Source organism: uncultured Aquabacterium sp. (genome assembly GCF_947366995.1).
Classification (GTDB): Bacteria; Pseudomonadota; Gammaproteobacteria; order Burkholderiales; family Burkholderiaceae_C; genus Aquabacterium.
The window spans coordinates 1-25,875 of the sequence record NZ_CANBCC010000030.1; the positions used below are offsets into that span (position 1 = coordinate 1).

Here is a 25,875-nt window from a genome sequence, read left to right on the forward strand (position 1 = left end):
GGGGGAGGACGCCGCCAGCGCGGTCAGCGCCGGTGCCAGCGGCGCCACCGACAAGGCGCGCCCGGAAGACAAGAAACGAGAGGCGCGTCCGGGCCCGCTCAACCCCCGGGCCGCGTGCGCCGGCAAGTCGTTCATCTTCCTGGCCATCTGCATGAAGCAGCATTGCAGCCGGTCGGCCTACAAACGCCATCCCGAGTGTGTGCGCATGCGCCGGCAGGAAGAAGCGCAGCGCAACATGCAGCCCTGATGCGCGCCCACCGGCAACGGCTTCAGGCCGCGGTCTGGTGGGCGGCGTCCGGCCGCAAGGCCACCAGCGTTTGCTGCAGTACGCGGGCGTCGGCGCTCGCCCGGTGACGCGCCAGGCCCATTCGCGCCGCCACCTGCTGCTTCACCTCATGCCACCGCGCGGCTTCGGCCTCGTTCAGCAGCGCCCGCAGGTTCTCCATCCGGAAGGACGGCGTGCGGTCGGCCACGTCATACAGCCGGCCCAGCCAGGTGTAGTCGTGCGCCCAGGCATCCGAATACACCGTCTGCCCGTGCAATTGGTCGTTCAGCGCTTCGCACACCACCCGCGGCGCCCGCCCATGGCGTGACAGCTGTTCCCGGGCGATGCCGTGCACGCAGGCGGCTGCGGCATCCCAGTGCTGCCAATCGGGCTCGGGGCAGATCAGGCTGCACCAGGCGCGACCATCCGGCAGCACGAACCCCACTTCGATCGGGTAGCTGCCATGGCCGAAGCCCGACGCCTCGATGTCGATGATGGTCGGCGGGAAGGGGGCGCTGTTGCCCTGAGGGGGACGGTTCATGGGAGCCCTGAGGTCGGTGTGTTGAATGTGCCCCCATGTCGACCTGCCCGTCACGTCGGGGGATCCCCCGCCTTGAAGGGCTGCCGCTCCTCCAGTTCGTTCAGGTAGTAGCCGATGCCGCGTTGCTCGCGGTCGAGGAAGTCGGCCACCGCCTGGCGCAGCCCGGGATGGCGCAGCAGGTGCACGGAGTGCGTGGTGACAGGCAGCAGGCCGCGTGCCAGCTTGTGCTCACCCTGCGCGCCACCCTCGAACCGCTGCATGCCCTGCGCGATGCACCAGGCGATGCCCTGGTAGTAGCAGGCCTCGAAATGCAGGCAGGACACCGACTCGAGCGCGCCCCAGTAACGTCCATAGGCCACCCGCGCCTGTGGATCGACTGCCAGCAACGAAGCGGCGATGCGTTCGCCGTCGCGTACGGCAATGAACATCGTCCAGCAGTCTGGCAGCGCCGTGCCCACCTGATGCCAGAAGGCGTGAGCCAGGTAGGGGCGTTGGCCGTGCTCCAGGTAGGTGCGCGTGTAGCAGCGGTGAAAGAAGTCCCAGTCGGCCTCGGTGATGTCCGCACCCTGCTTCACCTGGAAGCGCACACCGGCCTCGGCCACCTTGCGCCGCTCCTGCTGGATCTTCTTGCGCTTCTCGCGCTGCAGAGTGCCGAGAAAATCAGTGAAATCGGCATAGGGCGTTTCCTTGCGGTTCAGCCAGTGAAACTGCACCCCCGGCCGCTTCAGCCAGCCACGGGCGGCCGCCAGATCGGCCTCGTCGTCCTGCAGGAACAACAGGTGGGCCGACGACCAGCCCTGATCCTCACACTGCGCGGCCAGGACATCGAGCAGGCGGCCCTGCAATGCGGCACGGGCGGGGCCGGGCAGGCTCGGGTCGACCAGCAGCCGCGGCCCAGGGATGGGCGAGAACGGCACGGCACCCAGCAGCTTGGGGTAGTAGTGCGTGCCCTGGCGGGCCAGCGCCCGGTCGTGCGCGTCGGCCCAGGCCCAGTCGAACACGTACTCGCCATAGGAATGGTCCTTGGCGTAGGTTGGGCAGGCGGCGCGCAAGCGGCCCGCCGCATCGTGCAGCAACAGGAACTGCGGATGCCAGCCGGTGGCCGGGGCCGCACTGCCGGTGTCGTGCAGGGCCTGGAAGAAGGCGTGCCGCAAAAAGGGGCTCGCCCCCTCTGCGGGAAGCAGCGCATCCCAGGCCGCGGCGTCGATCTCGCCCGGGTCATCCACCCATGTGATGCTGCAGTCACCCGACAGGGCCGCTACCATGCTGGCTTGCGCGTCTGCGCCGTCTGCTTGAATCCTGCTCATGAATGCTGTGTCGTCCGCGGCCCGTCCTGCCCAAGCGCTGAACGTGGCCCTGCTGCAAATCAACCCGGTCGTCGGCGACCTGGCCGGCAACGCCCGCCTGATCGTGGACGCGGCCCGCCAAGCGTACGCGCAAGGCGCGCGCCTTGCCGTCACGCCGGAAATGGCCTTGTGCGGCTACCCCCCGGAAGACCTGCTGCTGCGCCCGGCTTTCGTTGCCGCGTGCGGCCAGGCTGTGGCTGACATCGCCGCACAGTTGGCCGATCTGCCCGACCTGCACCTGGTATTGGGCCATCCGCAGCCCGCCCCGGGCGCCGGCCTGCGCGGGCGGTCGCACGCCGTGCCGGGGCTGTTGAATGCCGCCAGCCTGATTGCGGGCGGCCAGGTGCTCGCCAGCTACGCGAAGCGCGAGCTGCCGAACTACCAGGTCTTTGACGAGCGCCGCTACTTCATCAGCGGCCGCGAAGCAGGGTTGGGTCCCGTCGTCGTCGACGTGCTCGGCTGGCGCGTGGGCCTGCTGGTGTGCGAGGACGCCTGGTTCGACGAGCCCGCCAACGCCGCACTGGGGCAGGGTGCTCAGGCCCTGGTCGTGCTGAACGCTTCGCCTTTCCACACCGGCAAATGGGGCGAGCGCGAGGCCCTGATGGGCGAGCGCGCGCGCCGGCTCGGCGTGCCGCTGGTCTACGCGCACATGGTGGGCGGTCAGGACGAGGTGGTGTTCGACGGCGCCTCGTTCGCCGTAGACGCACAGGGCGCCGTGCAGGCACGCGCTCCGAGCTTCGAGACCGCCACCCTTCCTCTGACGCTGCAGCCAGATGGCCGCGTGCAGGGCGCGCTCGCCGAAGTCCCGTCGGCCGACGCCGAAATCTGGCAGGCCCTGGTCACCGGCGTGCGCGACTACCTCGGCAAGAACGGCTTCCCTGGCGCCATCATCGGGCTGTCCGGCGGCATCGACTCGGCGCTGGTGCTGGCCATCGCGGTCGACGCCCTGGGCGCCGACAAGGTGCGCACCGTGATGATGCCTTCGCCCTACACGGCCGACATCTCCTGGATCGACGCGCGCGACATGGCTGACCGCCTGGGCGTGCGCCACGATGAAATCGCCATCGCGCCCGAGTTCGAGGCCTTCAAGACCTCGCTGGCGCCGCTGTTCGTGGGCCGCGCCGAGGACACCACCGAAGAGAACATCCAGGCCCGCATCCGCGGCACCCTGCTCATGGCCCTGTCCAACAAGACCGGCGCCATCGTGCTGACCACGGGCAACAAGAGCGAGATGGCCACCGGCTACTGCACGCTGTATGGCGACATGGCTGGCGGCTTTGCCGTCATCAAGGACCTGGCCAAGACCGTGGTCTACCGTCTGGCGCGCTGGCGCAACGCCCAGGCCGCCGCGACCGGGCAGGCCGAGCCCATTCCCGAGCGCATCATCACGCGCCCGCCTTCGGCCGAACTGCGCCCGGATCAGACCGACCAGGACAGCCTGCCCGAATACGACGTGCTCGACGCCATCCTCGAGCGTTACATGGAGCAGGACCAGTCCATCGACGAGATCGTGGCGGCTGGCTTCGATCGCGCCGACGTCGACAAGGTCACGCGCCTCATCAAGATCAACGAATACAAGCGTCGCCAGGCGCCGGTCGGCATCCGCATCACCTACCGCGCATTCGGGCGGGACTGGCGCTATCCGATCACTTCCCGCTTCCGCGCCTGAGCCCGAGACGTGCTTAAATAGCCATCATGCGGCGCAACATGGCGCCCGCGCGGCTTGCCGATTTCCCCCACTTCGCAGACTTATCCGGAGTCCCTCCATGAAACAGATCACCGCCGTCATCAAACCGTTCAAGCTCGAAGAAGTCCGCGAAGGCCTGGCTGAAGTGGGTGTGACCGGTCTGACCGTCACCGAAGTGAAGGGCTTCGGCCGTCAGAAGGGCCACACCGAGCTCTACCGCGGTGCCGAATACGTGGTCGACTTCCTGCCCAAGGTCAAGATCGAGGTCGTGGTGAAGGATGGCGATGTCGATCGTTGCATCGAAGCCATCGTCAAGGCCGCCAAGACCGGCAAGATCGGCGACGGCAAGATCTTCGTGACCGGCGTCGAGCAGGTCGTGCGCATCCGCACCGGCGAGACCGACGAATCCGCCGTCTGAGTTCGCTCAGATCTCGGGCGACACGCCGCCAGGACCCGGCTCAGGCTGGTCCGGCGGCGTTTGCACTTGAAGGCGGGCGTGTTCGTCCTCGATGCGGTCGAGCAGCGTCGTGATGTCATCCCCGACCATCAGCAACTCCTGCACATCCGGCCACAGAAAGCCGCCGTCGCGGCAGGTGTCGATGAAGCGCAGCAGGTGGTCGTAGTAGCCGGCCACGTTCAGCAGGCCCAGCGCCTTGCGGTGGTAGCCCAGCTGCCGCCAGGTCCACACCTCGAAGATCTCTTCCATCGTCCCGATGCCACCGGGCAGCGCCAGAAACGCGTCCGACTGCATGGCCATCCGGTGCTTGCGCGCGTGCATGGTGTCGACCACCTGCAGGTCGGTCAGGCGGGCGTGGCCCATCTCGCGGGTCATCAGACGCTCGGGGATCACGCCGATCACCGGGGCGCCAGCGTCGAGTGCCGCGTCGGCCACGGTGCCCATCAGGCCCGTGCTGCCACCGCCGTACACCAGCCGCCAGCCGCGTTCACCAATCTGACGGCCGACTTCACGGGCAGCGGCCACGTGGGCTGGATCCAGCCCGTCGCGCGAGCCGCAGTACACACACAGAGACAGGGACATGATGGTCAGGCCGCATGCGCGGCGTCGGGATGAGGCGTCGGCGCGGCGTCCGGCCGCGTGTCGATCAGGCGGGTGCCGCTCAGCACATCATGCAGGAATTGCCGGCGCGGCAGCACAAAGCTCGACACGGCATACAGCACCATCCAGCCCACCAGGGCGGCGAACAGCTGGCGCCCCTGCGTCAGACCGAGCACTTTCGGCAGCAGCAGGCCCGGCATCAGCCACAGCCAGGCCAGCACGTGGCGCAGCAGGGCACGGGGCACGGTCAGCCCCTCACCGTTGTGGCCCACCACACGCAGGTGCCAGGTCTTCATGGCCAGCGTCTGGCCGGTCTGCACCCAGCACCAGGTGTAGTAAAGCGCGAAGGCCAGCAGCAGCGCGGCCCACAATCCGTGTCGCCCTTCCAGGCCATGCCGCTGGTTCGTGGCGATGCCGTACACCAGCCCCACCGGCACGGCAATGCCGAACACGAGCACCCCTTCGTACACGAACGAGGTGACGCGGCGCCGCAGTCGCGGGGCTGTGGCGTGCGCCCGAGCGGTCGTTTCTTCAGCGGTGAGGGGGCGGTAGGTGTTCGAAGGCCGGGCAGACATGGCAGAAGACGGTCAGGCAAGCAGCCGCGAACGATACACCAGTGCAGCCGACGCGACCCGAGTCAGTCCGGCAGGTCGTGATCGCGGTCGGCCGGCATGGCGCCGCCCATGCCGGCGCCCTGTGCACCTTTGCGGGGCAGCAGGGTGACCGGGTCGACAAAGACCCGGGTGGCGGTGATCTTGGGCAGCCCGGCCTGCTGGTGCAGGGGCGGGGTGGCCGGCTGCGTCACCAGCCGCGTGGTCGCGCCGGGCCCTTCCTTGATCAGGGCCGGAGCGACCACCGTGGGCGCCGGGGCCCGCCGCTGTCCGGCGGCCGGCACGACGTTCGCCTTGCGTCCGTCGGCCGTCACGAGGCGGCGGCTGCTCTGACTCGATGCTGACGGGGCCGCGCTGGTCGCCATGCCGGCCGGGTCGGCCTTCTGGCGCGCCTGGCGGCCCAGCTGGTCGCGGTCTTCCGCGGAGAGCGCCTGGTAGGCCTCCCACTTCTGTTGCCGTTCGGCGGGGCTCAGCTGGCGCGCCTGTTGAAAGCGCAGCCGTGCTTCGCCCCGCTCGGTGGCAGGCAGTGATGCCCACTGGTTCATGCGCTCGCGCAGGCGTTGCTGTTCTGTGGCGGTGAGCTTGGGGTAGCGAACGGCCACCTGCAACCATTTCTCGCGGCTGGATGCAGGGAGGTCGCCCCACTGGGCAGCCAGGGGCTGCAGCACTTGCCGCTGGGCGGGTGTGAGCGACTGCCAGGCCGGTGCGCCGGCCTGCGCGGACTGGGCGCTCGCCGGCCCCTGCGCGTGCGCCAGGCTCACCACTGCCGGGCCGAGCGCCACCAGGCACAGCGCAACCAGCAGGGTGGGGGGGGCGCCACGCGGCATGGTCATGGCGTCACGGCGGGAGCGACCTCGCCGCCTTCCTCTTCCACTGCCGCCTCCAGTTCGACGGGCGGCTGAACCGAGACCTCGATGTCCGGCGTGCTCACGGTCTCCACCGCCATGGCGGGCGCCGTGTCGTTCTGAAGGAACTCGGCAAAGCCCGGGTCGGCATAAGCGTCAGGCGGCAGGTCGTCGCTCAGGAGCGCCGTGTCGACATCCGCTGCAGCTTCCGTTTTCTCGATCTGGTGATAGTGATGCACGCCCCACAGGCCCGCCACCAGCGCCATCACCGGCAGCACGGAGGCCAGCTTCAGGCCCCACGACAGCCGACCCTCATCAAGGCGGCGGCCGTGACCCGGCTGACGTGCGGCGCCTTCGTGCCATGCCGCCACCGGGGCAGAAAAACCGCCCGCCGCGCCCGTTGCACCGGCACCGGCCAGTCCCAGATGCACCACCGGCGTGGCAATGTGCGCGCTGGAGGACGCGGTGCGCACACGGGCCTCACGGGCCGTGCGCACCGCCTGTTCACGTGCCACGCGCAAGCGCTCGGTCACGTCATGGGGCACACACCGCGCACCTTCTTCCAGGCGCGCGCTCAGGCGCAGGGCAAAGCGGGCCTCGAGGGCCTCACGTTGCGCTGCGGTCAGCGGGGGAGTCGGGCGGGTCTTCACAATGTGATTCCACGAAGTTGAAGGGCTTTGGCCAGGGCCTGGACGGCGCGCGAGCAGTGCGTCTTCACGCTGCCTTCGGAGCAACCCATGGCGGCGGCGGTCTCTGCAACATCCAGTTCCTCCCAGTAACGCAGCAGAAACGCTTCCCGTTGACGCGCTGGCAGCTTTGCGATCTCTTCTTCGATCTGCCCCAGGGCTTCCGTGCGCGCTGCGGCATCATCTGCACCTTCCGTGCCACCGTCCTGTGCCGTCAGGGCCTCCAGCAGATCGAAATCGCCCTCGCCGTCGCCGGCTGCGGCCTCCAGGTCCCCGATGTTGGTGAACACGGCGTTGCGGACCTTCTGGCGGCGAAACCAGTCCAGGGTGGCATTCGACAGGATGCGCTGGAACAGCATCGGCCACTCGTTTGCCGGGCGGTCGGCGTAGCTCTGCACCAGGCGGATCATGCTGTCCTGCACGATGTCCAGGGCCGCATCTTCATCCCGGACGGCGTACACCGTGCGTTTGAAGGCGCGACGCTCGACGCTCCTGAGAAAGTCGTCGAGTTCTTCTTCTGGGGAGGGGCTGGGAAGAGGGGTCAAGACCAAAAGCCGGATGGCGGCGTATGACGCGGCGGATTATGGCACCCGCTTGCCCGGCGTCATGCCGCGGGGCCGCTTTGCTTGAAGTTGTGTCAGGGAATGCAATAATGTCGGTTTTGCGCCATTTCGATCTGGCTTGTGCTCGCCCGCATCAACAGGCGACGTGCCCAGGCCGCGCAGGCTCCGAAACCGCCTCACGAGGGCGAGCACGCTGGCAATCCGTTGCCGCAGTGCTGCTGTTGCCACCCGCCCGGGTGGTGGCCGTGTAAGAGGGGCACCGATCGTTTTTCGTTAGAGAAATTCGGAAAGGTTCTTCTTCATCATGGACATGTCTCCCGCAGACGCCAAGCGCGCCGCAGCTGCCGACGCCTCTTCCGCCGCCCACGGCGAAATCCTCAACGGTTCCGACATCCTCGTGCGCTGCCTGCAGGCCGAGAGCGTCAAGTACATCTGGGGCTACCCCGGTGGTGCCGTTCTGTACATCTACGACGCCCTGTACAAGCAGGACACGATCGAGCACGTGCTGGTGCGCCATGAGCAGGCCGCCGTTCACGCGGCTGACGGCTACGCGCGCGCCACAGGCGAAGTCGGCGTGGCCCTCGTGACCTCCGGCCCCGGCGTGACGAACGCCATCACCGGCATTGCCACGGCCTACATGGATTCGATCCCGATGGTGATCATCACCGGGCAGGTTCCCACGGCCGCGATCGGCCTGGACGCCTTCCAGGAGTGCGACACCGTTGGCATCACCCGCCCCATCGTCAAGCACAACTTCCTCGTGAAGGATGTGGCCGACCTGGCTGCGACGCTGAAGAAGGCCTTCCACATTGCCCGCACCGGCCGTCCCGGCCCGGTCGTGGTCGACATCCCCAAGGACGTCTCGCTGAAGACGACCGCCTTCCACTACCCCGAGTCGGTGGAAATGCGCTCGTACAACCCGGTGCGCAAGGGCCACGGCGGTCAGATCCGCAAGGCCGTGCAGCTGCTGCTCAACGCCAAGCGGCCCTACATCTATGTGGGCGGTGGCGTGGTGCTGGCCAACGCGCACAAGGAGCTGCGCGAGCTGGCCGACATGCTCGGCTTCCCCTGCACGAACACGCTGATGGGCCTGGGCGCAACCGCCGCCTCCGACCCGAAGTTCCTGGGCATGCTGGGCATGCACGGCACCTACGAAGCCAACATGACCATGCAGCACGCTGACGTGGTCATCGCCGTGGGCGCCCGCTTCGACGACCGCGTGATCGGCAACCCCAAGCACTTTGCCCAGGTCGAGCGCAAGATCATCCACATCGACATCGACCCGTCGTCGATCTCCAAGCGCGTCAAGGTCGACATCCCCATCGTGGGCGACGTCAAGGACGTGCTGCTGGAGCTGATCGCCCAGGTCAAGGAGTCGTCGCAGAAGGTCGACCAGCAATCGCTGGCCGCCTGGTGGAGCCAGATCAACGAGTGGCGCAAGCGCGAGTGCCTGCGCTACAAGACCTCGAACGACGTCATCAAGCCGCAGTTCGTGCTCGAGACGCTGGGCCGCCTGACCGCCGGCACCGACCACTACATCACGTCCGACGTCGGCCAGCACCAGATGTTTGCTGCGCAGTACTGCCGTTTCGAAGAGCCGCGCCGCTGGATCAACTCCGGTGGCCTGGGCACGATGGGCGTGGGCCTGCCGTACGCCATGGGCATCAAGCTGGCCAAGCCCGAGTCGGATGTGTTCTGCATCACCGGCGAAGGCTCGATCCAGATGTGCATCCAGGAGCTGTCGACCTGCCTGCAGTACAACACCCCGGTGAAGGTGCTGTCGCTGAACAACCGTTACCTGGGCATGGTGCGCCAGTGGCAGCAGCTGGATTACGGCGGCCGCTACTCGCACAGCTACATGGACGCGCTGCCCAACTTCGTGAAGCTGGCCGAGGCCTATGGCCACGTCGGCATGCTGGTGGAGCGTCCGGAAGACGTCGAAGGCGCCCTGAAGGAAGCCATCGCGCTGAAGGACCGCACTGTGTTCCTCGACATCCGCACCGACCCCACCGAGAACGTGTGGCCGATGGTGCAAGCCGGCAAGGGCATCTCCGAGATGCTGCTGGGCTCCGAGGAACTCTGATCCGCCACGCCAACTGACTCCGAGGCCCGATCCGGTCGGGGTTGAACCAAGGCCCGTGCTTTCCGGCACGGGCGGAGGGTTCGCTCAAGCCGGTCGGGCACATGCACAACGATTTCCCATCGTGCGCGGGCCACGGGCCCGGGGTTACCGCCCCGGGTGCTCAAGAGCCCGCCAGGACGATCAACATGAAACACATCATTGCCCTGCTGCTGGAAAACGAAGCCGGCGCCCTGTCCCGCGTGGTCGGCCTGTTCTCGGCCCGCGGCTACAACATCGAGAGCCTGACGGTCGCCACCACGGAAGACCCGTCGCTGTCGCGCATGACCATCGTCACGCACGGCTCCGATGACGTGATCGAGCAGATCACCAAGCACCTGAACCGACTGATCGAGGTGGTCAAGGTCGTCGACCTGTCCGAAGGCCCGTACACCGAGCGTGAACTCATGCTCATCAAGGTGCGCGCCGTGGGCAAGGAACGCGAAGAGATGAAGCGGATGGCTGATATCTTCCGCGGCCGGATCATCGACGTGACCGACAAGACCTACACCATCGAACTCACTGGCGACGCGTCCAAGCTCGATGCCTTCATCGAGGCCATCGACCGCGCAGCCATTCTCGAAACCGTGCGCACCGGGACCAGCGGGATCGGGCGCGGCGAGCGCATCCTGCGCGTCTGACTCTCCGCAGTCTCTTTCTCCCGCTGATTTCCGCTGTCACTGCAACAACCCGCTTGAGTCCATCAAGCAACCATTCGTTTTTCGACGGAGCACAAAACATGAAGGTCTATTACGACAAGGACGCCGACCTGAGCCTGATCAAGGGCAAGAACGTCGCCATCATCGGTTACGGCTCGCAAGGCCACGCCCACGCTCAGAACCTGCGCGACTCGGGCGTCAATGTGACCGTCGGTCTGCGCAAGGGCGGCGCCTCGTGGTCGAAGGTCGAAGCCGCTGGCATCAAGGTGGCCGAGGTCAACGACGCCGTGAAGGGCGCTGACGTCGTCATGATCCTGCTGCCGGACGAGAACATTCCCGACGTCTACAAGAACAACGTCGAGCCGAACATCAAGCAAGGCGCCGTTCTGGCGTTCGCCCACGGCTTCAACGTGCACTACAACCAGGTCGTGCCCCGCGCCGATCTGGACGTGATCATGGTCGCCCCGAAGGGCCCTGGCCACACCGTGCGTTCGGAATACCTGAAGGGCGGCGGCGTGCCTTCGCTGATCGCCGTGTACCAGGACAAGTCCGGCAAGGCCAAGGACATCGCGCTGTCGTACGCTGCGGCCAACGGCGGCACCAAGGGTGGCGTGATCGAGACCAACTTCCGTGAAGAAACGGAAACCGACCTGTTCGGCGAACAGGCCGTGCTGTGCGGCGGCGCCGTCGAGCTGGTGAAGATGGGCTTCGAAACCCTGACCGAAGCCGGCTACGCGCCGGAGATGGCCTACTTCGAGTGCCTGCACGAGCTGAAGCTGATCGTCGACCTGATGTACGAAGGTGGCATCGCGAACATGAACTACTCCATCTCGAACAACGCCGAGTATGGTGAGTACGTGACGGGCACCGAGGTGATCAACGAGAAGTCGCGCGAAGCCATGCGCAACGCCCTGAAGCGCATCCAGACCGGCGAATACGCCAAGATGTTCATCCAGGAAGGCAAGACGAACTACCCGAGCATGACCGCTCGCCGTCGTCTGAACGCCGTGCACCCGATCGAGACCGTGGGTGCCGAGCTGCGCGCCATGATGCCCTGGATCGCCAAGAACAAGCTGGTCGACCAGTCGAAGAACTGATCGGGCTGCCGGCGCAAGCCGGCTTGCTTGTCAGATTGAAAAGCCGCCGAGGTGCAAGCCCGGTGGCTTTTTCTTTGCCTCAGCGCGGTGCGCGCTCGGCGGTCTCTGCCCGAGAGGCCGTCTCGTCCTGCCAGCCACCTCCGATGGCCTGGTAGAAGGCGATGGTGGCGCGTGCGCGAGCCGCCTGGGTCTGGATCAGTTCGTCTTCGCGCTGCAGCGCAGTGAGGCGGGCTTCGAGCGCGGGCTGAAACAGCGTGCTGCCTTGTTCGAACAGGCGTTGGGCGTGGCGGGCTGCGTCGTTGCCGTGCTGCAGCGAGGCAGCGAGCTGCGTGGCGCGCTGATCGAGTGCGTGGCGCATGCCGTAGGCGTTCTCCACATCTTCCAGTGCGCTCAGCACCGCCTGTTCGTGCTGTACGGCGGCCGCTTCCAGCCGCGCGTCGGCCGAGGCGATGCGCGCGCGGATGCGGCCGCCTTCGAAGATGGGCAGGCGCATGCCGACGCCCCAGGCCGTGAACTGGTCGCGTGCGCCGAGGTTGTCGCCGATGCTCAGGCGCCCGTCGGTGTTCAGGAAGCCGAGGTAGAAGCTGGGCAGCAGCTCGGCCTTGGCGCTGCCGAGGCGGGCGGCGAGGGTGCGAACCTGGCGTGCGGTGCCGCGCACGTCGGGGCGTTGCTCGAGCACCGACGAAGGCAGCACGATGGGCAGCGCAGTCGGGATCACGCTGGCGTTGGCCGGGGCGGCGGCGGTGGGCGCGGGCAGGGTGCTCAGGGCGTCGGGCGTCTGGCCCGAGAGCACGGCCAGGCGGCGCAGGCGCGAGGCGAGCAGCCCCTGAAGCGGCGCGCGCTGGCCTTGGACGCTGGCCAGCTGCGCCTGGGCCCGGTCGATGTCGGCACGGCTGGCCTGGCCCGCCGTGAAGCGCCCGCGCACGTAGCGCAGCAGCGTCTGCAGCGTGGTTTCGACCCGGTCGAGCACCCCCAGCCGGTGCTCGATGGCACGGGCTTCGACGTAGTTGGCGGCGATGTCGCCAGCCACGAGCAACTGCGCTCCGTGGACGCGTTCGGTCTGCGCCAGCTCGGCTTCGCGGGCGGCGTCGATGTCGCTGCGCCGACGACCGAAGAGGTCAACTTCCCATGCGGCGGCCAGGCCGAAGCCGTCGAAGCGACTGATGGGCACGCGGACGTCGGGCAAAGGCACCGGCAGGCCGTCCGGCGTCGAGGGCAGGAAGTCCTGGCGGTTGCGGCCGATCCCGCCAAAGCCCGAGAGCGTGGGATAGAGCGCGGATTCGGCCTGGCTGCTCACGCCGCGTGCCTCCTTGACCCGGGCGAGAGCGATCCGCACATCGGCGTTGGCCTGCAGGCCCTGTTCGATGAGGGTGTGCAGGGTCGGGTCGGGCACTTGCCTCCACCACCGGGCGGTGTCGGGCAGGGACGAGCCGGGCTCGGCCGGTGCTTCGGCAAAGCGGTCGGGTGGGGTCACCCGCTGGGCGGGCATGTCGACCTTCACGAGGGCGCATCCACACAGGGTGGCCACGGCGAAGGCCTGCAGCAGGTGGGTGGGCACGCGGTGCAGGTCAGCCCGCGTGGGCGGGCGGATGAAGAGCGCGTTCATGTGATCGGGTGCTCGGTGGAAAGCCGGCCGTCGGCGTCGTGCAGCAGCACGGCCAGCGCGGCCGAGGCGAGCCGGGTGCGCGGGCTGTCAGCCGGGTTGGTGAGGATGATGGGCACGCGGGTGCCCAGCACGATGCCGGCGACGTCCGCATCGGCCAGCAGCGAGAGCTGCTTGACCAGCATGTCGCCCGTCTCCAGGTTGGGCACGACGAGCACGTTGGCCTGGCCTGCCACCGGCGACTGCGGATGCTTGAGGCGGGCAATGCGTTCGTTGATGGCAGCGTCCAGCGACAGCGGGCCGTCGACGATGCCGCCGGCAATCTGATGGCGCTCGAGCATCTTGCACAGCGCGGCCGCGTCCATCGACGAGCTCAGGGTGCTGTGCACGGTTTCTGCGGCCGACAGGATGGCCACCCGCGGCTCGCTCAGGCCCAGCGTGCGCGCCAGGTCAATGGCGTTCTGCACGATGTCGCGCTTGTCTTCCAGCGTCGGCTGGATGTTGATGGCCGCGTCCGTGACGATGAAGGGCCGCGGGTAGGTCGGCACATCGGCGATGTAGGCATGGCTGACGCGGCGGTGGGTGAGCAGGCCATCGCTGTGGTCCATCACGGCGTGCATCAGCATGCCGACCGTCACGGCACCCTGCATGACGGCCTGCACATCGCCTTCGCGGGCCAGGGCCACGGCCTGGTGGGCGGCGGCCGTCGGTCCGGGCGCTTCTTCGATTTCGCAGCCGTCGAGCTTGAGTTGCAGCTGCTCGGCCTGGGCACGGATGCGGCTGCCATTGCCCACCAGCACGGGCATCAGCAGGCCTGCGTGGGCGCATTCCAGTGCGGCCGTCAGCGTGTGTTCGTCATCCGGCCACACCACGGCACAGCGCAGCGGTGCGTGCGACTGCACCAGGCTCATCAATTGATCGAAGCGCTCGTGGCGGTGCAGGTGCACCTCGGGCAGGCTGTTGGGCGGGCGACTCACCTTGGTCTGCGGGGCAAGCACCTCGGCTTCGCCGGTGATGACGGGTTTGCCGAGCTGGTTGGTGCACACACAGTCGAGCCGCACGCGGTTGTTGGCCTCCTTGGCCTTCACCGTGACGGTCACGGTGATGCGGTCCCCGAGGCCCACCGGCCGCACGAACTGCAGCGTCTGGCCGACGTAGATGGTGCCCGGCCCGGGGAGCCTGGTGCCCAGCACGGTCGAGATCAGCGTACCACCCCACATGCCATGGGCGATGACCTTGTGAAAGGGCGTGTCGCGCGCATAGGCCTCGTCCAGATGGGCCGGGTTGACGTCGCCGCTCAGGATGGCGAAGAGCGCGATGTCGTCCTTGTTGAGGGTGCGAACGAGCGAGGCGCTGTCGCCCACGGACAGCTCGTCGTAGGTGCGGTTCTCCAGCAGAGCGGGGGTGTCGTTGGTCATGGGGCCTCCGGTCAGGGCACGCGCACGTAGTCGCCCGGCGCGTCGGGCAGCACCTTCTTGCGGCCGCCGGGCAGGCCCATGCGGGGCGGGGCGACCAGGCCACTCGAGTGTTCCACCAGCCAGGTCTGCCAGGCAGGCCACCACGAGCCTTCGACGCGGGGTGTCGTGGCCTGCCAGGTGTCCGGGTCGACATAGTGTTCATCGGCGGTGCGATGGTGGATCTGATAGCGACGGCGCGGGTGACCGGGCTCGCTGACGATGCCGGCGTTGTGCCCGCCGCTGGTCAGCACGAAGGTGAGGTCAATGGGCAGCAGGTGCAGTTTGTAGACCGACTTCCACGGCGCGACGTGGTCGGTCACGGTGCCCACGGCAAAGGCCGGCATGCGGATGTCGGTGAACCACACGGGGCTGCCGTCCACTTCGTAGCGGCCGCTGGCCAGGTCGTTGTGGAGGAAGAGCTTGCGCAGGTATTCGGAGTGCATGCGGTAGGGCATGCGCGTGGTGTCCGCGTTCCAGGCCATGAGGTCGTTGGGCTCGCTGCGCTGGCCCAGCATGTACTCCTTGAGCACGCGCGACCAGATCAGGTCGTTGGAGTGCAGCAGCTGGAAGGTGCCCGCCATCTGGCTGCCCTTGAGCACGCCTTCCTCGGCCATCATGGCCTCGATCAGGCTGACCTCGCTGTCGTTGATGAACAGCAGCAGCTCGCCGGCCTCGGTGAAGTCACCCTGCGCGGCAAACAGCGTCATCGAGGCCAGGCGGTCGTCGTGGGCGCGGCCCATGGCGGCGGCTGCAATCATCAGCATGGTGCCGCCGAGGCAGTACCCCACGCCGTGCACCTTGCGGTCGGGCACGATGCGGTTGACGGTGTCGAGCGCGGCCATCACGCCAAGCTCGCGGTAGCAGTCCATGCCCTTGTCACGGTCCTCGGCGCTCGGGTTCTTCCACGAGATCATGAACACCGTGTGCCCCTGGTCGACCAGGTACTTCACCAGCGAGTTCTGCGGCTGCAGATCAAGGATGTAGTACTTCATGATCCAGGCCGGCACGATGAGGATCGGCTCGGCGTGCACCTTCTCGGTTGTCGGGCTGTACTGGATGAGCTCGATGAGATCATTGCGCATCACGACCTTGCCGGGCGTGATGGCGACGTTGCGGCCCACTTCGTACTGCTCCGTGCCGGCCGCCGGCAGACCGCGCATCAGCCGTTGCCAGTCATCGAACCAGTTCATGCCCCCGCGCACGAGGTTCATGCCGCCTTCCTGTGCCGTGGCCTCCAGCACGTCAGGGTTGAGCCACGGCAGGTTGGAAGGCGAGAAGACGTCTAGCCACTGGCGGGCGGCGAAGGTGGCGGTTTCTTCGGTCCGGCGGCCTACGCCGGGCACCTCGCGCGTGGCGCGGTCCCACGCGCGTTGCACCAGCAGAAAGCCCTCTGCCCAGGCATTGAAGGGGAAGCGGCGCCAGCCCTCGGACTTGAATCGCTTGTCGGCCGGGACCTCGTCCTCTGGCGACAGCACCCGCTCGGTCGTGGCCTGGGCGTCTTCGATGAAGCGTTTGACCAGGTCAAGCTGTTTGCCCGGCGCCGTACCCAGGTGGCCCAGCCAGTCGAGGTAGACCAGTGCAGCCTGGATGGGCGAGATGCCGCCGGTCGCTTGCCCCAGGCGGGCCTGTGCGTGGCGGTCGAGCTCGGCGACCCAGTTCTGCCAGGCGTCCGGGCCCGGGGTCGGGGGCGTGCAAGAAGAGGTCATGGTCAGGCTCCTGAGTTGGGCATCAGCCCTGTCGGGCGAGCATCGATCTGAAACGCGACAGCGCGATGACGAGGAAGAGGGCGCCCGCGGCCGTGACGATCAGCAGCTGAGGCCAGACGATGTCGAGCCCGGCATCCCGGTACAGCACCGACTGCACCAGCCGCACGAACTGCGTCGTGGGCGAGAACTGCACCAGCTGCTGCACGCGCGGCGGCATGCTTTCGACCGGCGTGGCCGCGCCCGACAGCAGGTACAGCACTGCGTACACCGGCGACGACAGCAGGCCGAACTGCGGCATCGACGAGGCCAGCGTGGCCAGCATGATGCCCAGAGCCGTGACAGCGAACAGGTAGACCGTGGTGGCCAGCAGGATGAGGGGCACCGAGCCGGCCAGCGGCACGCCCAGCCACAGGTGCACGACCAGCCACAGCGACAGCATCACGGCCAGCACGATCACAGCGCCGTTGGCGATGATCTTGGCCAGGGCGATCTCGCTCGGGCGCACAGGCATGACCAGCAGGTGCTCGATGGTGCCGTGCTCGCGCTCGCGGATCACGGCCGCGCCCACGAGGATGATGGCCAGCACCGTCACGTTGGTCACGATCTGCATGACGGCCGTGAACCAGTACGACTGGGTGTTGGGGTTGTAGAGCACGTGCATCACCGGCCGCGTGGGCAGGCGCGCCTCGATGCCCTGCTGGTGGAAGAAATCGAGCAGCTCGCGGTAGAAAATTTCGTTGAGGTAGACCACGCCCAGGCCCGCCTGGGTCATGGCGGTGGCGTCGACCAGCACCTGCACGGTGGGCACGCGGCCGGCCAGCACATCGGCCTCGAAGCGCGGCGGGATGTCGATCACGAAGATCAGGTCGCCGCGGTCCATGGCCTGGGCGGCGGCCTGCGGCGTGGTGTCCACCGGGGGCTTGAAGTAGGGCGGTCGGATGGCGTCGCGCAGGCGGTGCGACAGCGCCGAGCGGTCGCCGTCGATGATGCCCACCGAAGCATTCGCCACCTCGGCCTTCACGCCCTTGGCGGTGCTGTAAATGGCCACCGAGAACGCGAACACGATCAGCGCCATCAGCGGCAGGTCGCCGGCCAGGCTGCGCAACTCCTTGCCTGACAGGCGCAGCACGTTGAGGATCCATTGCCGCATGGCGTCAGGTCTCCTGCTTGCGCACGGCCAGCCGCGCGGCGGTCAGGTACAGCACGCCGAAGCCCAGCAGCGCGGCGTACATCGGCCCGAAGCTTTCCAGCCCCAGGCCCTTGGTGAAGGTGCCCAGGCTGATCAGCTGGAACCACGACGACGGAAAACCCAGCCCCACCCAGCGCGCGCTGCCCTCCAGCGTCGACACCGGGTACAGCAGGCCCGAAAAGTTCACCGAGGGGATCATGCAGAGGATGGCCGTGGCGAACGTGGCCGCCACCTGCGAGCGCAGAAAGGCCGACACCAGCAGCCCCAGCGCCGTGCCGGCAAACACGAAGCACAGCGCCCCGAGGCTGAGTGCGATGAAGCTGCCCTTGAGCGGCACCTGCAGCAGCGTGACGGACAGGCCCACCAGTGTCAGGTAGCTCAGCATGGCCAGCGCGATGTAGGGCAGTTGCTTGCCGATCAGGAACTGCGCCACCGTGGCCGGCGAGGCGTACAGGTTCACGATCGAGCCCATCTCCTTCTCGCGCACCACGCCCAGCGCGGTCAGCATGCTCGGGATGATGATCAGGCACAGCATCAGCAGGCCGGGCGTGAAGGCGTAGATGCTGCGGAACGACGGGTTGTAGACGAAGCGCGGCTCGAACCCGGCGGGCAGGGCAACCGGCGTCACGCCCGGGGTCTCGCGCGACAGGCGCATCGCGTGTTCCAGCAGGATGCCGCGCGCATAGCCGCGGATGTTCTCGGCGGTGAAGGGCTGTGCGCCGTCGATGTAGAAGCCCACTTCCGGCTGCCGGCCGGCCAGCAGGTCGCGGCCGTAGCCGGGCGGAATGTCGATCACCAGCAGCACGTCGCGCCGCTGCAGCCGCGGGCTGATCTCGGCCATGTCGTGTAGGGGTGGCTTCTGCACGAAGTAGCGCGAGCCCTCGAAATGCGAGATCAGCTGGCGGCTGTCGTGGCTCTGATCGTGGTCCAGCACCGCAAAGGCCACGCGCTCGATGTCGAACGAGATGGCCCAGGCCGCGGTCAGCAGCAGGATGATGGGGCCCAGCAGCGCAAAGGTCAGGCGGATGCGGTCACGGCGCAGCTCCATGCCTTCGCGCCGGGCAAAAGCCCACATGCGGGCCAGCCAGCCGAGTCGTGCCGCGCGGCCGGCATCGGGCGCTTGCGCTGTGGTGGCCGTATCCAGCTGTGGCTCACTGGATGAGCGGGTGTCGGCCTGAGCGGCATCCCGGGCGGCCTGCACCGTGGTGTCGGCGGCTTCCAGGCAGGTGATGAAGGCGGCTTCCAGTGTGGGAGCGCCATGCTGCTGGCGCAGGTCTTCCGGCGAGCCCACGGCCAGCACCGTGCCGCGGTGCATCAGCGAGATGCGGTCGCAGCGCTCGGCCTCGTTCATGAAGTGCGTGGACACAAAGATGGTGACGTGCTCGTCGCGCGACAGCCGCACCAGATGCCGCCAGAACAGGTCGCGCGCCGCCGGGTCCACGCCAGAGGTGGGCTCGTCGAGGATCAGCACCTCGGGCCGGTGCAGACAGGCCGCGGCCAGCTGCAGCCTCTGGCGGATGCCCAGCGGCAGCGCCGAGGGCATGGCCTCGGCATGGTCGGCCAGCTCGAACTGCGTCAGGGCCTGGGCAATCGCGCGGTCGGCCGCCGCGCTGTCCATGCGGTACAGCTGCGCGTGCAGACGCAGGTTGTGCACCACGCTCAGCTCTTCATACAGCGAGAAGGCCTGCGACATGTAGCCCACGCGCATCCGCGTGGCCAGATCCCGGGCGTTGATCGGCTGGCCCAGCAGGCTGGCTTCCCCACTGCTGATGTCGAGCAGGCCGGTCAGCATCTTCATCGTCGTCGTCTTGCCGCAGCCGTTCGAGCCGAGGAATCCGAAGATCTCGCCGCGTTCGATGCGGAAGCTCACGTCGCTGACCGCCACGAAATCGCCGAAGCGCCGCGTGAGGTGACGGGCCTCGATCGCTGCTGGCCCCTCCGACAGCGTGCGCGGCGGAATGACCAGCGGCTCGCCGCTGCCGCGCCGTGCCGGCGGCAGCATCGCGATGTAGGCCGATTCCAGCGTGCCCTGCGGCGCCGTGGCCAGCACCTCGGTGGTGGGCTGGCACACCAGCACACGGCCGGCGTCCATGGCCACCAGCACGTCGAAACGTTCCGCCTCTTCCATGTAGGCGGTGGCCACGATCACCGTCATGCCCGGGCGCTCCTGGCGCAGCGCCTCGACCAGCGCCCAGAACTGGCGCCGCGACAGGGGATCGACCCCGGTGGTCGGCTCATCCAGGATCAACAGGTCCGGATCGTGCACCAGCGAGCAGCACAGCCCCAGCTTCTGCTTCATGCCGCCCGACAGCTTGCCGGCCGGGCGATCGCGGAAGGGCGACAGGCCGGTGGCGTCCATCAGGCGCTGGCTGCGTGCGGCCCGCTCCTGTGCGCCCTGACCGAACAGGCGCGCGAAGAAATCGATGTTCTCGGCCACCGACAGTGTCGGGTACAGGTTGCGGCCCAGTCCCTGCGGCATGAAGGCCACGCGCGGCGACAGCCGATGCCGGTCGGCGGCCGAGGCCACGTCCAGCCCGAGCACCTGCACCTCGCCCTGCTGCAGCCGCCGCACGCCCGCAACCAGTGACAGCAGCGTCGATTTGCCGACGCCGTCCGGCCCCACCAGGCCGATGGTCCGACCTGCGGGCAGTTGCAGGGTGACGTCGTCCAGGGCCAGGGTGTCACCGTGCCGATGCGAAACGCCGCGCACATCCACCGCCAGGGCGGAGGCCGACGGCGTCTGTGCGTGGGGTGGATGTTGCGCCATGGGGCCGCAATGCTCAGCGAGCCGATGCCGCGGAGGATGCCGGAGCTGCCGCGACACCGGGCAGCTTGACGGTCAGCGTGGCCGGCCAGGCCAACTGCGTGTCCGTACGCACGTAGGCATAGCCCGTCAGCCCAGCCTTCACGAACCCCGCGTGTTGCTGCGCCAGCGCGCGCGGCACGGCCAGCTTCACGCGGTAGACCAGCTTGTCGCGCTCGGTGGCGGTCTCCACATACTTGGGTGTGAACTGCGCCTCGGCGGCCACGAAGGTCACGTGCGCGGGCAGCATGTAGTCGGGCGCTGCGTCCAGCTGAAGCCGGGCCTCATCGCCCACCTTCAAGCGGCCCGCCACCGAGGTCGGCAGGAACACGGTCATGTGGACCTGGCTGGTGTCCAGCAGCGTGGCCACCCGCCCGCCCGACGGGATGACCGAGCCCGGCTCGACCACGCGGTACTCGATGCGGCCGTCCACCGGCGCGCGCAGGCTCATGTCGGCAATCGCCACGTCGATGCGGCGGATCTGCGCGTCGGCCTCGGCGCGGGCCGCGGTGGCCTCACCGATGGCGGCAGTGGCCACCATCACGCCCGCGCGCTCGCCGTCGCGCTGGGCGGTGCGGCGGTCCACCTCGGCACCCGACACCAGCTCATCGCGGCGCAGCACGGCGGTGTGATCGAGCTCCAGCTGCGCCAGCCGGGCCTGCACTTGGCGCACGGCGGTCTCGGCTCGGGCGCGTGCCATGGCATTGGTGGCCCGTTCCCGAGCGGCTTCCACTGCGGCCCGCTGCGCCTGCAACTCGCTGCTGTCCTGTCGGGCGATCAGGTCGCCCGCGCGCACGACATCGCCCTCGCGCACTGGCAGTTCAACGATGCGGCCGGGGTACTTGGCCGCGACTTCGATGCGCTCGACTTCCAGGCGGCCGTTGCTGCGTGCAATGCCGGCCGGCAGGTCGTCCCGGTGGGCCACGTACCAGTAGGCCGCGGCACCGGCGGTTGCCGCTGCGCAAGCCAGCACCACGGTGGTGATCACGGGGCGCTTCATGCCTGGGCCCCCCGACGGGCGGCGCCGAGCAGCTGGTCTCGCAGCGCCGTGCCAATGGTCTCCAGCAGCATTTCGATGCGCGGCGGGGTGAAGCCATCCCACCCGAGCCGCCGCAGCAGCACATCGCCGGTGAGGCGGAAGCACACCGACTGGTGAAAGGCGAGGTAGGCCAGTGCCCGCGTGCGCGGGTGGTCTGCCGGCAGATGCATGACCCGAGCCAGCACGCCACACACGGTGTCGTGGCTGGGCGAGATCACCTGTTCGAACAGCCGCTCGAAAGCGGCATCGCATTCGGTCTGAGCACGCATGTAGAACTGGATCCAGCTTGCCGGCGCTGCATCGGCCAGCAGCGAGCGTGCGTGTGCCTGCATGAACCGCACCAGATGGTCCACCAGCGCGGTCGGGTCGGTTTCCTCGTCGCAGGCGGCTTGCAGGTGGGCCAGCGGTTCGCGCATGCGGTCGGCAATGTAGTCAGCCAGCCAGGCCGCGGCCTGGCCGTACAGATCGTCCTTCGAGCCGAAGTAGTAAGGAATGGCGCCCAGGTTCATGCCGGCCTGCTGGGCCACCATGCGCGTGGTGGTTGCTTCGAAGCCGTGGCGGCCGAACAGATCGAGGGCGGCCATCAGCATGCGGTCGCGGGCGAGGGCACCGCGTGACGATTCAGGCAGGGCGGTGGGCGGGTGGCTGGCAGGCGTCTGGAAGGTGACGGGCGTCATCGCGGATCCTGTGGCTGGGTGCAGGGGAAACCCTGGCAACAGGTCGCAGCATGACACCGCCCGTGCAATCAATCAATCGACTGATTTGATACACCGCAAGCCGCGCGAAAACACCGTCCAGCCATGCGATGGGCGCCGTTCAACGCAGGTTCTGCTGCATGAAACACGCCTCGTCGCCGAAGCTGCGGAGCTTGTCGGCAAGCGGGCCCGCGGGCTGTACCACCGAGAAGCCATGCCGCGCCCAGTAATGCACCGAGCCTTGCACGGCCACCAGCACCATGGCGTCGCAGCCCATTGCCTGGGCCTGTTGCCGCGCCGTGTCCAGAAGGCGGCTGGCCAGCCCGAGCGCGCGGGCTTCGGGGTGCACGGCCATGTCGTGCAGATACAGCCAGCGAGGCTGCGCGGGCCGTTGCCAGGCAGTCGCGTGCAACGCCGGCAGGGCGTGCGGCGTGACGGGTAGGCAGAAAAGATAGGCCCTCAGCTGGCCGCGATGATCCACCCCCCAGCACGTGTCGGGCGCCTGGCCCAGCTTGTTGGCAAAGGCGTCCATCGGCTCGACGAAGCCTTCGCCGTAGCAGGCGGCCTGGATATCGAGCACGCCGGGCAGGTCGGCATGCAGCAGGGGGCGGATGGTGGGCGGGGGCAAGGCAGACACAGGCACGTATCCTAGGGAAAACCGCTCCGGCTTGTCCGTCGAAGATGAAAAAAAAGCCGAGGACGTTGCCTCGGCTTTCTGTATGGCGTGGTGCCGATCGTGCTTCAGAGCACTTCCGAAGCGAAGTCCGCCAGGCGCGAACGCTCGCCCCGTGCGAGGGTCACGTGCCCGCTGTGCGGCCAGCCCTTGAACTTGTCGACCGCGTAGGTCAGGCCGGACGACCCCTCGGTGAGGTAGGGTGTGTCGATCTGCGCCAGGTTGCCCAGGCAGACGATCTTGGTGCCCGGACCGGCCCGCGTGATCAGCGTCTTCATCTGTTTGGGCGTGAGGTTCTGCGCCTCGTCGATGATCAGGAACTTGTTCAGGAAGGTGCGACCCCGCATGAAGTTCATGCTCTTGATCTTGATCTTGCTGCGCACCAGTTCGTTGGTGGCCGCGCGGCCCCACTCGCCGGCACTGCTGTCGCCGCGGGCCAGCACTTCCAGGTTGTCGTCCAGCGCGCCCATCCACGGCGACATCTTTTCCTCTTCCGTACCCGGCAGGAAGCCGATGTCCTCGCCCACCGGCACCGTCACGCGGGTGACGATGATCTCGGTGTAGCGTCGCTCATCGAGCACCTGGCTGAGTGCCGAGGCCAGCGTCATCAACGTCTTGCCGGTGCCGGCTGAGCCCGTCAGCGTCACGAAGTCGCAGTCCGGGTCCATCAGCAGGTTCAGCGCGAAGTTCTGCTCGCGGTTGCGTGCCGACACGCCCCACACCGAATGCTTCTGGTTCGTGTAGTCCTTCAGCGTGCGCAGCACGGCCGACTTGCCGGTGATCTCGCTGACCTTGCCGTACCAAGGCGCGGCGCCCGGGCTCTCGTAGTACACGAATTGGTTGATCAGCAACGACGGCACCATGGGCCCGGTGATCCGGTAGTAGGTGATGCCGCCCTGCTGCCAGCTTTCCATGCCTTTGGCGTGGCGCTCCCAGAAATCGCCGGGCAGCGGCAGCACGCCGGTGTAGAGCAGGTCGCCGTCTTCCAGCGTCTTGTCGTTGAAATAGTCTTCAGCAGGCAGGCCCAGCGCGCGGGCCTTGATGCGCATGTTGATGTCTTTCGACACCAGCACCACATCGCGGCCCGGGTGCTCGTTGCGCAGCGCCTGTACGACCCCCAGGATCTGGTTGTCGGCCTTGCCCTGTGGCAGACCCATGGGCAGCTCGATGGCCATGCCGGTGGTCTGGAAGTACAGCTTGCCCTTGGCTTCGACATGGCCGGTCTTGGCGAGTGCGATGCCCGAATCGGGGGCCACCTGCTGGCGGTTGCTCATGTCGGCGGCAAGCCCGTCCAAGTCGCGGCTGACCTGGCGGGCGTTTCGTGCCACCTCGGTCATGCCCTTCTTGTGCCCGTCCAACTCCTCCAGCGTGATCATGGGCAGGTAGATGTCGTGCTCTTCAAAGCGGAAGAGCGACATCGGGTCGTGCAGCAGCACGTTCGTGTCCAGCACGAACAGCTTGGCCGGGCCGTCGTCCACCTTGCGGCGGCGGCTGCCCCCGGTGGTGGTGGCCGCGCGTGCCTTGCTGGCGCTGGATGGTTCGGGCGTGGGTGCAGCCGGCGCATCGACCTTGTCGGCCACGATCGGGGCCGTGCGGGGCGCCGCCACGATGGGCGGGCGCTGCGGGGCCGGCGCCGGATTGCGGGCGGCGTGGCCTTGCGGCTTGACCAACTCCAGCACCGGGGCGGCGGGCGCCGCGACCTCGGGCAGGGCAGGGGGCGCCGCGTCGGTGTTGCGGGTGCCGGCTTTTGAGCGGCTTGCCTTGGCCGGTTTGGGCTGCGAGGCGTAGTCCTCCTCGGTCAGCATGTCAGCGCGTTTGGTGGGCGGCTTGGGCAGAGGCATGGTGAAGTCCGTCGGGTTGGGACAAACAAAAAGGCCGCACACGGCGGTGTGCGGCCTCGTTCGGGTCGACCTGATGATCGCAGGGGCGATGCCAGGCAGGTCGGACGTCGGCGGGGAAACAGTCAATGCGCAGGGGCATGCGATTGATTATGCACACACCGTGCCTGCTCGCCAGCGCAGCATCCCGGGCGGAGGCCCGGGGCGTGGCGGCCGCGTGACAGCCGCCCCCAACAGGTCACAAACGTGTCATGCTGGTCAGCTGCGGGCGGGCAAAACAAAAGGCGCCCGGAGGCGCCCTTACTGAGATGGTGATCCGCCTTGTTTACGCTTCTTTACCGGAAGGTCTGGCGTGCACACCACAGATACGGTTCAAGCGGCTTCTTGCTTCAGGCTCTGGACGGCTTTCAGGACGTCGTCCACGTGGCCCGCCACTTTGATGCCGCGCCATTCTTCGCGCAGCACGCCGTCCGGCCCGATCAGGAAAGTGGAGCGCTCGATGCCCTTGACCTTCTTGCCGTACATGATCTTGTTCTTCACCACGCCGAACATGTGGCAAAGCTTCTCTTCGGTGTCGGCAATCAGCTCGTACGGCAGTTCAAGGTTGGACTTGAACTTGTCATGCGAGGCAAGGTTGTCGCGTGAAACGCCGAACACCACGGCCCCGGCCTTCACGAATTCCTTGTGCTTGTCGCGGAACTGCATGGCTTCGGTGGTGCAGCCAGGGGTGTGGTCCTTCGGGTAGAAGTACAGCACCACAGTCTGACCGATGTAACCCTGGGGAGTGAATTTCACGCCCCCAGTGGCAACTGCTTCGAATTCCGGCAACGGTTTGTTCAGGGCGGGTGTCATGTTGTAGTGAATCAGCAGCCTGATTGAATAGCCTCAGATTATAAAGTGCTTCTGCCGACACTCCCCGAGGTGTGGCCGGATCCCCCTGAGGGAGGATCAGGCTCGGGTCGCTAAGGCGCAAAGACGCCGCTTCAGTGCCCGATCAGCAGGGCCGCCCACGCCTGACGACCTTCGCCGACCAGGATGTTGAACGTGCGGCAGGCAGCGGCCGTGTCCATGGACTCCACCCCGATGCGCGCGCCCATCAGTTCACGCAGCACCGCGGGCGGGGGAAAACGAAGCGTGGTGCCCGACCCGAAGACGATCACTTCGGGGCGTGCCGCCACCAGTGGGCCGAAGTGCGCTTCCGTCAGGTCGGCCAGTACGGCCGGCTCCCAGGGCTGCACGGGCCCGGTGGGTGGAATGAGGATGCTGTGCGTGTAGGCCACGCCATTGACGGACACAGAACCGGGTTCGCAGGCATGGATGACGTTGACGCCCTCGGCGCGGTCGGCATGCAGTTTCATGAACGGGTGGGCAGGTTGGTGCACGGCGGCCGCACGGG

General features: G+C 67.6%; 23 protein-coding genes and 1 pseudogene. 6 read left to right on the forward strand and 18 right to left on the reverse strand.

The features are described from left to right. Positions 1-247: pseudogene (locus Q0Z44_RS09720) on the forward strand (hypothetical protein); the annotation flags it as partial. A 22-nt stretch (positions 248-269) separates the two neighbouring features. Here Q0Z44_RS09720 and Q0Z44_RS09725 read toward each other — a convergent pair. Together Q0Z44_RS09725 and Q0Z44_RS09730 are read right to left on the reverse strand one after the other, a co-directional pair. Further along, positions 270-806 carry a hypothetical protein gene (locus tag Q0Z44_RS09725; protein WP_298012041.1) on the reverse strand — a complete coding sequence of 179 codons (537 nt, stop codon included), beginning with the start codon at positions 804-806 and terminating at the stop codon, positions 270-272. 50 nt (positions 807-856) lie between these two features. Then, positions 857-2,113, reverse strand: a complete 1,257-nt coding sequence (locus Q0Z44_RS09730; RefSeq protein WP_298012043.1) for a GNAT family N-acetyltransferase — start codon at positions 2,111-2,113, stop codon at positions 857-859. Between Q0Z44_RS09730 and Q0Z44_RS09735 the strand changes: the two genes are divergently transcribed. Together Q0Z44_RS09735 and Q0Z44_RS09740 are read left to right on the forward strand one after the other, a co-directional pair. Beyond that, positions 2,112-3,821, forward strand: a complete 1,710-nt coding sequence (locus Q0Z44_RS09735; protein WP_298012046.1) for an NAD+ synthase — start codon at positions 2,112-2,114, stop codon at positions 3,819-3,821. The genes Q0Z44_RS09730 and Q0Z44_RS09735 overlap by 2 nt on opposite strands. A gap of 97 nt (positions 3,822-3,918) precedes the next feature. Continuing rightward, positions 3,919-4,257, forward strand: a complete 339-nt coding sequence (locus Q0Z44_RS09740; protein ID WP_298012049.1) for a P-II family nitrogen regulator — start codon at positions 3,919-3,921, stop codon at positions 4,255-4,257. A 6-nt stretch (positions 4,258-4,263) separates the two neighbouring features. Here Q0Z44_RS09740 and Q0Z44_RS09745 read toward each other — a convergent pair whose 3' ends face one another. The 5 genes from Q0Z44_RS09745 to Q0Z44_RS09765 form a co-directional block, all read right to left on the reverse strand. Next, a complete protein-coding gene (locus tag Q0Z44_RS09745; protein ID WP_298012050.1) occupies positions 4,264-4,878 on the reverse strand; it encodes a TIGR00730 family Rossman fold protein in 615 nt (204 codons plus the stop codon). 5 nt (positions 4,879-4,883) lie between these two features. Continuing rightward, positions 4,884-5,471, reverse strand: a complete 588-nt coding sequence (locus Q0Z44_RS09750) for an RDD family protein (RefSeq protein WP_298012052.1) — start codon at positions 5,469-5,471, stop codon at positions 4,884-4,886. Positions 5,472-5,533: 62 nt separating this feature from the next. Next, complete coding sequence (locus Q0Z44_RS09755; protein ID WP_298012054.1) at positions 5,534-6,340, reverse strand: DUF3106 domain-containing protein; 807 nt, start codon at positions 6,338-6,340, stop codon at positions 5,534-5,536. Continuing rightward, positions 6,337-7,002 carry a DUF3619 family protein gene (locus tag Q0Z44_RS09760; RefSeq protein WP_298012055.1) on the reverse strand — a complete coding sequence of 222 codons (666 nt, stop codon included), beginning with the start codon at positions 7,000-7,002 and terminating at the stop codon, positions 6,337-6,339. Before Q0Z44_RS09760 ends, Q0Z44_RS09755 begins: the two co-directional genes overlap by 4 nt. Then, positions 6,999-7,583 carry an RNA polymerase sigma factor gene (locus Q0Z44_RS09765; RefSeq protein WP_298012057.1) on the reverse strand — a complete coding sequence of 195 codons (585 nt, stop codon included), beginning with the start codon at positions 7,581-7,583 and terminating at the stop codon, positions 6,999-7,001. Before Q0Z44_RS09765 ends, Q0Z44_RS09760 begins: the two co-directional genes overlap by 4 nt. Positions 7,584-7,905: 322 nt before the next feature. Between Q0Z44_RS09765 and Q0Z44_RS09770 the strand changes: the two genes are divergently transcribed. The 3 genes from Q0Z44_RS09770 (at position 7,906) to ilvC (ending at position 11,476) form a co-directional block, all read left to right on the forward strand. Continuing rightward, complete coding sequence (locus tag Q0Z44_RS09770; protein WP_298012059.1) at positions 7,906-9,684, forward strand: acetolactate synthase 3 catalytic subunit; 1,779 nt, start codon at positions 7,906-7,908, stop codon at positions 9,682-9,684. A gap of 185 nt (positions 9,685-9,869) precedes the next feature. Beyond that, the gene (gene ilvN, locus Q0Z44_RS09775) at positions 9,870-10,361 is read left to right on the forward strand and encodes an acetolactate synthase small subunit (RefSeq protein ID WP_109036974.1); all 492 of its coding nucleotides are present in this window, start codon (positions 9,870-9,872) and stop codon (positions 10,359-10,361) included. A 98-nt stretch (positions 10,362-10,459) separates the two neighbouring features. Further along, on the forward strand, positions 10,460-11,476 hold the full coding sequence (ilvC, locus tag Q0Z44_RS09780; protein ID WP_109036973.1) for a ketol-acid reductoisomerase: 1,017 nt from the start codon (positions 10,460-10,462) through the stop codon (positions 11,474-11,476). Between the two features lie 79 nt (positions 11,477-11,555). Here ilvC and Q0Z44_RS09785 read toward each other — a convergent pair whose 3' ends face one another. From Q0Z44_RS09785 to Q0Z44_RS09835, 11 genes are all read right to left on the reverse strand, one after another. After that, positions 11,556-13,082 (reverse strand): TolC family protein, encoded by a 1,527-nt coding sequence (locus Q0Z44_RS09785; RefSeq protein WP_298012063.1) that lies wholly within the window; start codon positions 13,080-13,082, stop codon positions 11,556-11,558. Continuing rightward, positions 13,079-14,497 (reverse strand): bifunctional enoyl-CoA hydratase/phosphate acetyltransferase, encoded by a 1,419-nt coding sequence (locus tag Q0Z44_RS09790; protein ID WP_298012066.1) that lies wholly within the window; start codon positions 14,495-14,497, stop codon positions 13,079-13,081. Before Q0Z44_RS09790 ends, Q0Z44_RS09785 begins: the two co-directional genes overlap by 4 nt. An 11-nt stretch (positions 14,498-14,508) precedes the next feature. Continuing rightward, on the reverse strand, positions 14,509-16,242 hold the full coding sequence (locus Q0Z44_RS09795) for an alpha/beta fold hydrolase (protein WP_298012070.1): 1,734 nt from the start codon (positions 16,240-16,242) through the stop codon (positions 14,509-14,511). 22 nt (positions 16,243-16,264) lie between these two features. Beyond that, positions 16,265-17,392: an ABC transporter permease gene (locus tag Q0Z44_RS09800; RefSeq protein ID WP_298012072.1), complete on the reverse strand. Its 1,128-nt coding sequence runs from the start codon at positions 17,390-17,392 to the stop codon at positions 16,265-16,267. 4 nt (positions 17,393-17,396) lie between these two features. Continuing rightward, entirely contained in the window at positions 17,397-20,198 is a 2,802-nt protein-coding gene (gene rbbA, locus Q0Z44_RS09805; protein WP_298012075.1) for a ribosome-associated ATPase/putative transporter RbbA, read from the reverse strand. 13 nt (positions 20,199-20,211) lie between these two features. Beyond that, positions 20,212-21,234, reverse strand: a complete 1,023-nt coding sequence (locus Q0Z44_RS09810) for an HlyD family efflux transporter periplasmic adaptor subunit (RefSeq protein ID WP_298012077.1) — start codon at positions 21,232-21,234, stop codon at positions 20,212-20,214. Next, a complete protein-coding gene (locus tag Q0Z44_RS09815) occupies positions 21,231-21,950 on the reverse strand; it encodes a CerR family C-terminal domain-containing protein (protein ID WP_298012079.1) in 720 nt (239 codons plus the stop codon). The genes Q0Z44_RS09810 and Q0Z44_RS09815 overlap by 4 nt, the downstream gene beginning before the upstream one ends. A 139-nt stretch (positions 21,951-22,089) precedes the next feature. Beyond that, the gene (locus Q0Z44_RS09820; RefSeq protein ID WP_298012082.1) at positions 22,090-22,605 is read right to left on the reverse strand and encodes a GNAT family N-acetyltransferase; all 516 of its coding nucleotides are present in this window, start codon (positions 22,603-22,605) and stop codon (positions 22,090-22,092) included. Positions 22,606-22,709: 104 nt separating this feature from the next. Next, positions 22,710-24,482: a PhoH family protein gene (locus tag Q0Z44_RS09825; protein ID WP_298012085.1), complete on the reverse strand. Its 1,773-nt coding sequence runs from the start codon at positions 24,480-24,482 to the stop codon at positions 22,710-22,712. A 369-nt stretch (positions 24,483-24,851) separates the two neighbouring features. Continuing rightward, positions 24,852-25,331: a peroxiredoxin gene (locus Q0Z44_RS09830; protein ID WP_109036964.1), complete on the reverse strand. Its 480-nt coding sequence runs from the start codon at positions 25,329-25,331 to the stop codon at positions 24,852-24,854. 131 nt (positions 25,332-25,462) lie between these two features. Next, positions 25,463-25,837 (reverse strand): Mth938-like domain-containing protein, encoded by a 375-nt coding sequence (locus tag Q0Z44_RS09835; protein ID WP_298012088.1) that lies wholly within the window; start codon positions 25,835-25,837, stop codon positions 25,463-25,465. Positions 25,838-25,875 lie beyond the last annotated feature (38 nt).

Bases quoted from the DNA above. Each gene is read 5' to 3' on its own strand.
- Q0Z44_RS09740 (WP_298012049.1), top strand. From the start codon at position 3,919: ATGAAACAGATCACCGCCGTCATCAAACCGTTCAAGCTCGAAGAAGTC.
- Q0Z44_RS09730 (WP_298012043.1), bottom strand. From the start codon at position 2,113: ATGAGCAGGATTCAAGCAGACGGCGCAGACGCGCAAGCCAGCATGGTA.
- Q0Z44_RS09735 (WP_298012046.1), top strand. From the start codon at position 2,112: ATGAATGCTGTGTCGTCCGCGGCCCGTCCTGCCCAAGCGCTGAACGTG.
- Q0Z44_RS09800 (WP_298012072.1), bottom strand. From the start codon at position 17,392: ATGCGGCAATGGATCCTCAACGTGCTGCGCCTGTCAGGCAAGGAGTTG.
- Q0Z44_RS09745 (WP_298012050.1), bottom strand. From the start codon at position 4,878: ATGTCCCTGTCTCTGTGTGTGTACTGCGGCTCGCGCGACGGGCTGGAT.
- Q0Z44_RS09785 (WP_298012063.1), bottom strand. From the start codon at position 13,082: ATGAACGCGCTCTTCATCCGCCCGCCCACGCGGGCTGACCTGCACCGC.
- Q0Z44_RS09790 (WP_298012066.1), bottom strand. From the start codon at position 14,497: ATGACCAACGACACCCCCGCTCTGCTGGAGAACCGCACCTACGACGAG.
- ilvN (WP_109036974.1), top strand. From the start codon at position 9,870: ATGAAACACATCATTGCCCTGCTGCTGGAAAACGAAGCCGGCGCCCTG.
- ilvC (WP_109036973.1), top strand. From the start codon at position 10,460: ATGAAGGTCTATTACGACAAGGACGCCGACCTGAGCCTGATCAAGGGC.
- Q0Z44_RS09725 (WP_298012041.1), bottom strand. From the start codon at position 806: ATGAACCGTCCCCCTCAGGGCAACAGCGCCCCCTTCCCGCCGACCATC.
- Q0Z44_RS09750 (WP_298012052.1), bottom strand. From the start codon at position 5,471: ATGTCTGCCCGGCCTTCGAACACCTACCGCCCCCTCACCGCTGAAGAA.
- Q0Z44_RS09825 (WP_298012085.1), bottom strand. From the start codon at position 24,482: ATGCCTCTGCCCAAGCCGCCCACCAAACGCGCTGACATGCTGACCGAG.
- Q0Z44_RS09770 (WP_298012059.1), top strand. From the start codon at position 7,906: ATGGACATGTCTCCCGCAGACGCCAAGCGCGCCGCAGCTGCCGACGCC.
- Q0Z44_RS09835 (WP_298012088.1), bottom strand. From the start codon at position 25,837: ATGAAACTGCATGCCGACCGCGCCGAGGGCGTCAACGTCATCCATGCC.
- Q0Z44_RS09815 (WP_298012079.1), bottom strand. From the start codon at position 21,950: ATGACGCCCGTCACCTTCCAGACGCCTGCCAGCCACCCGCCCACCGCC.
- Q0Z44_RS09755 (WP_298012054.1), bottom strand. From the start codon at position 6,340: ATGACCATGCCGCGTGGCGCCCCCCCCACCCTGCTGGTTGCGCTGTGC.
- Q0Z44_RS09810 (WP_298012077.1), bottom strand. From the start codon at position 21,234: ATGAAGCGCCCCGTGATCACCACCGTGGTGCTGGCTTGCGCAGCGGCA.
- Q0Z44_RS09830 (WP_109036964.1), bottom strand. From the start codon at position 25,331: ATGACACCCGCCCTGAACAAACCGTTGCCGGAATTCGAAGCAGTTGCC.
- rbbA (WP_298012075.1), bottom strand. From the start codon at position 20,198: ATGGCGCAACATCCACCCCACGCACAGACGCCGTCGGCCTCCGCCCTG.
- Q0Z44_RS09795 (WP_298012070.1), bottom strand. From the start codon at position 16,242: ATGACCTCTTCTTGCACGCCCCCGACCCCGGGCCCGGACGCCTGGCAG.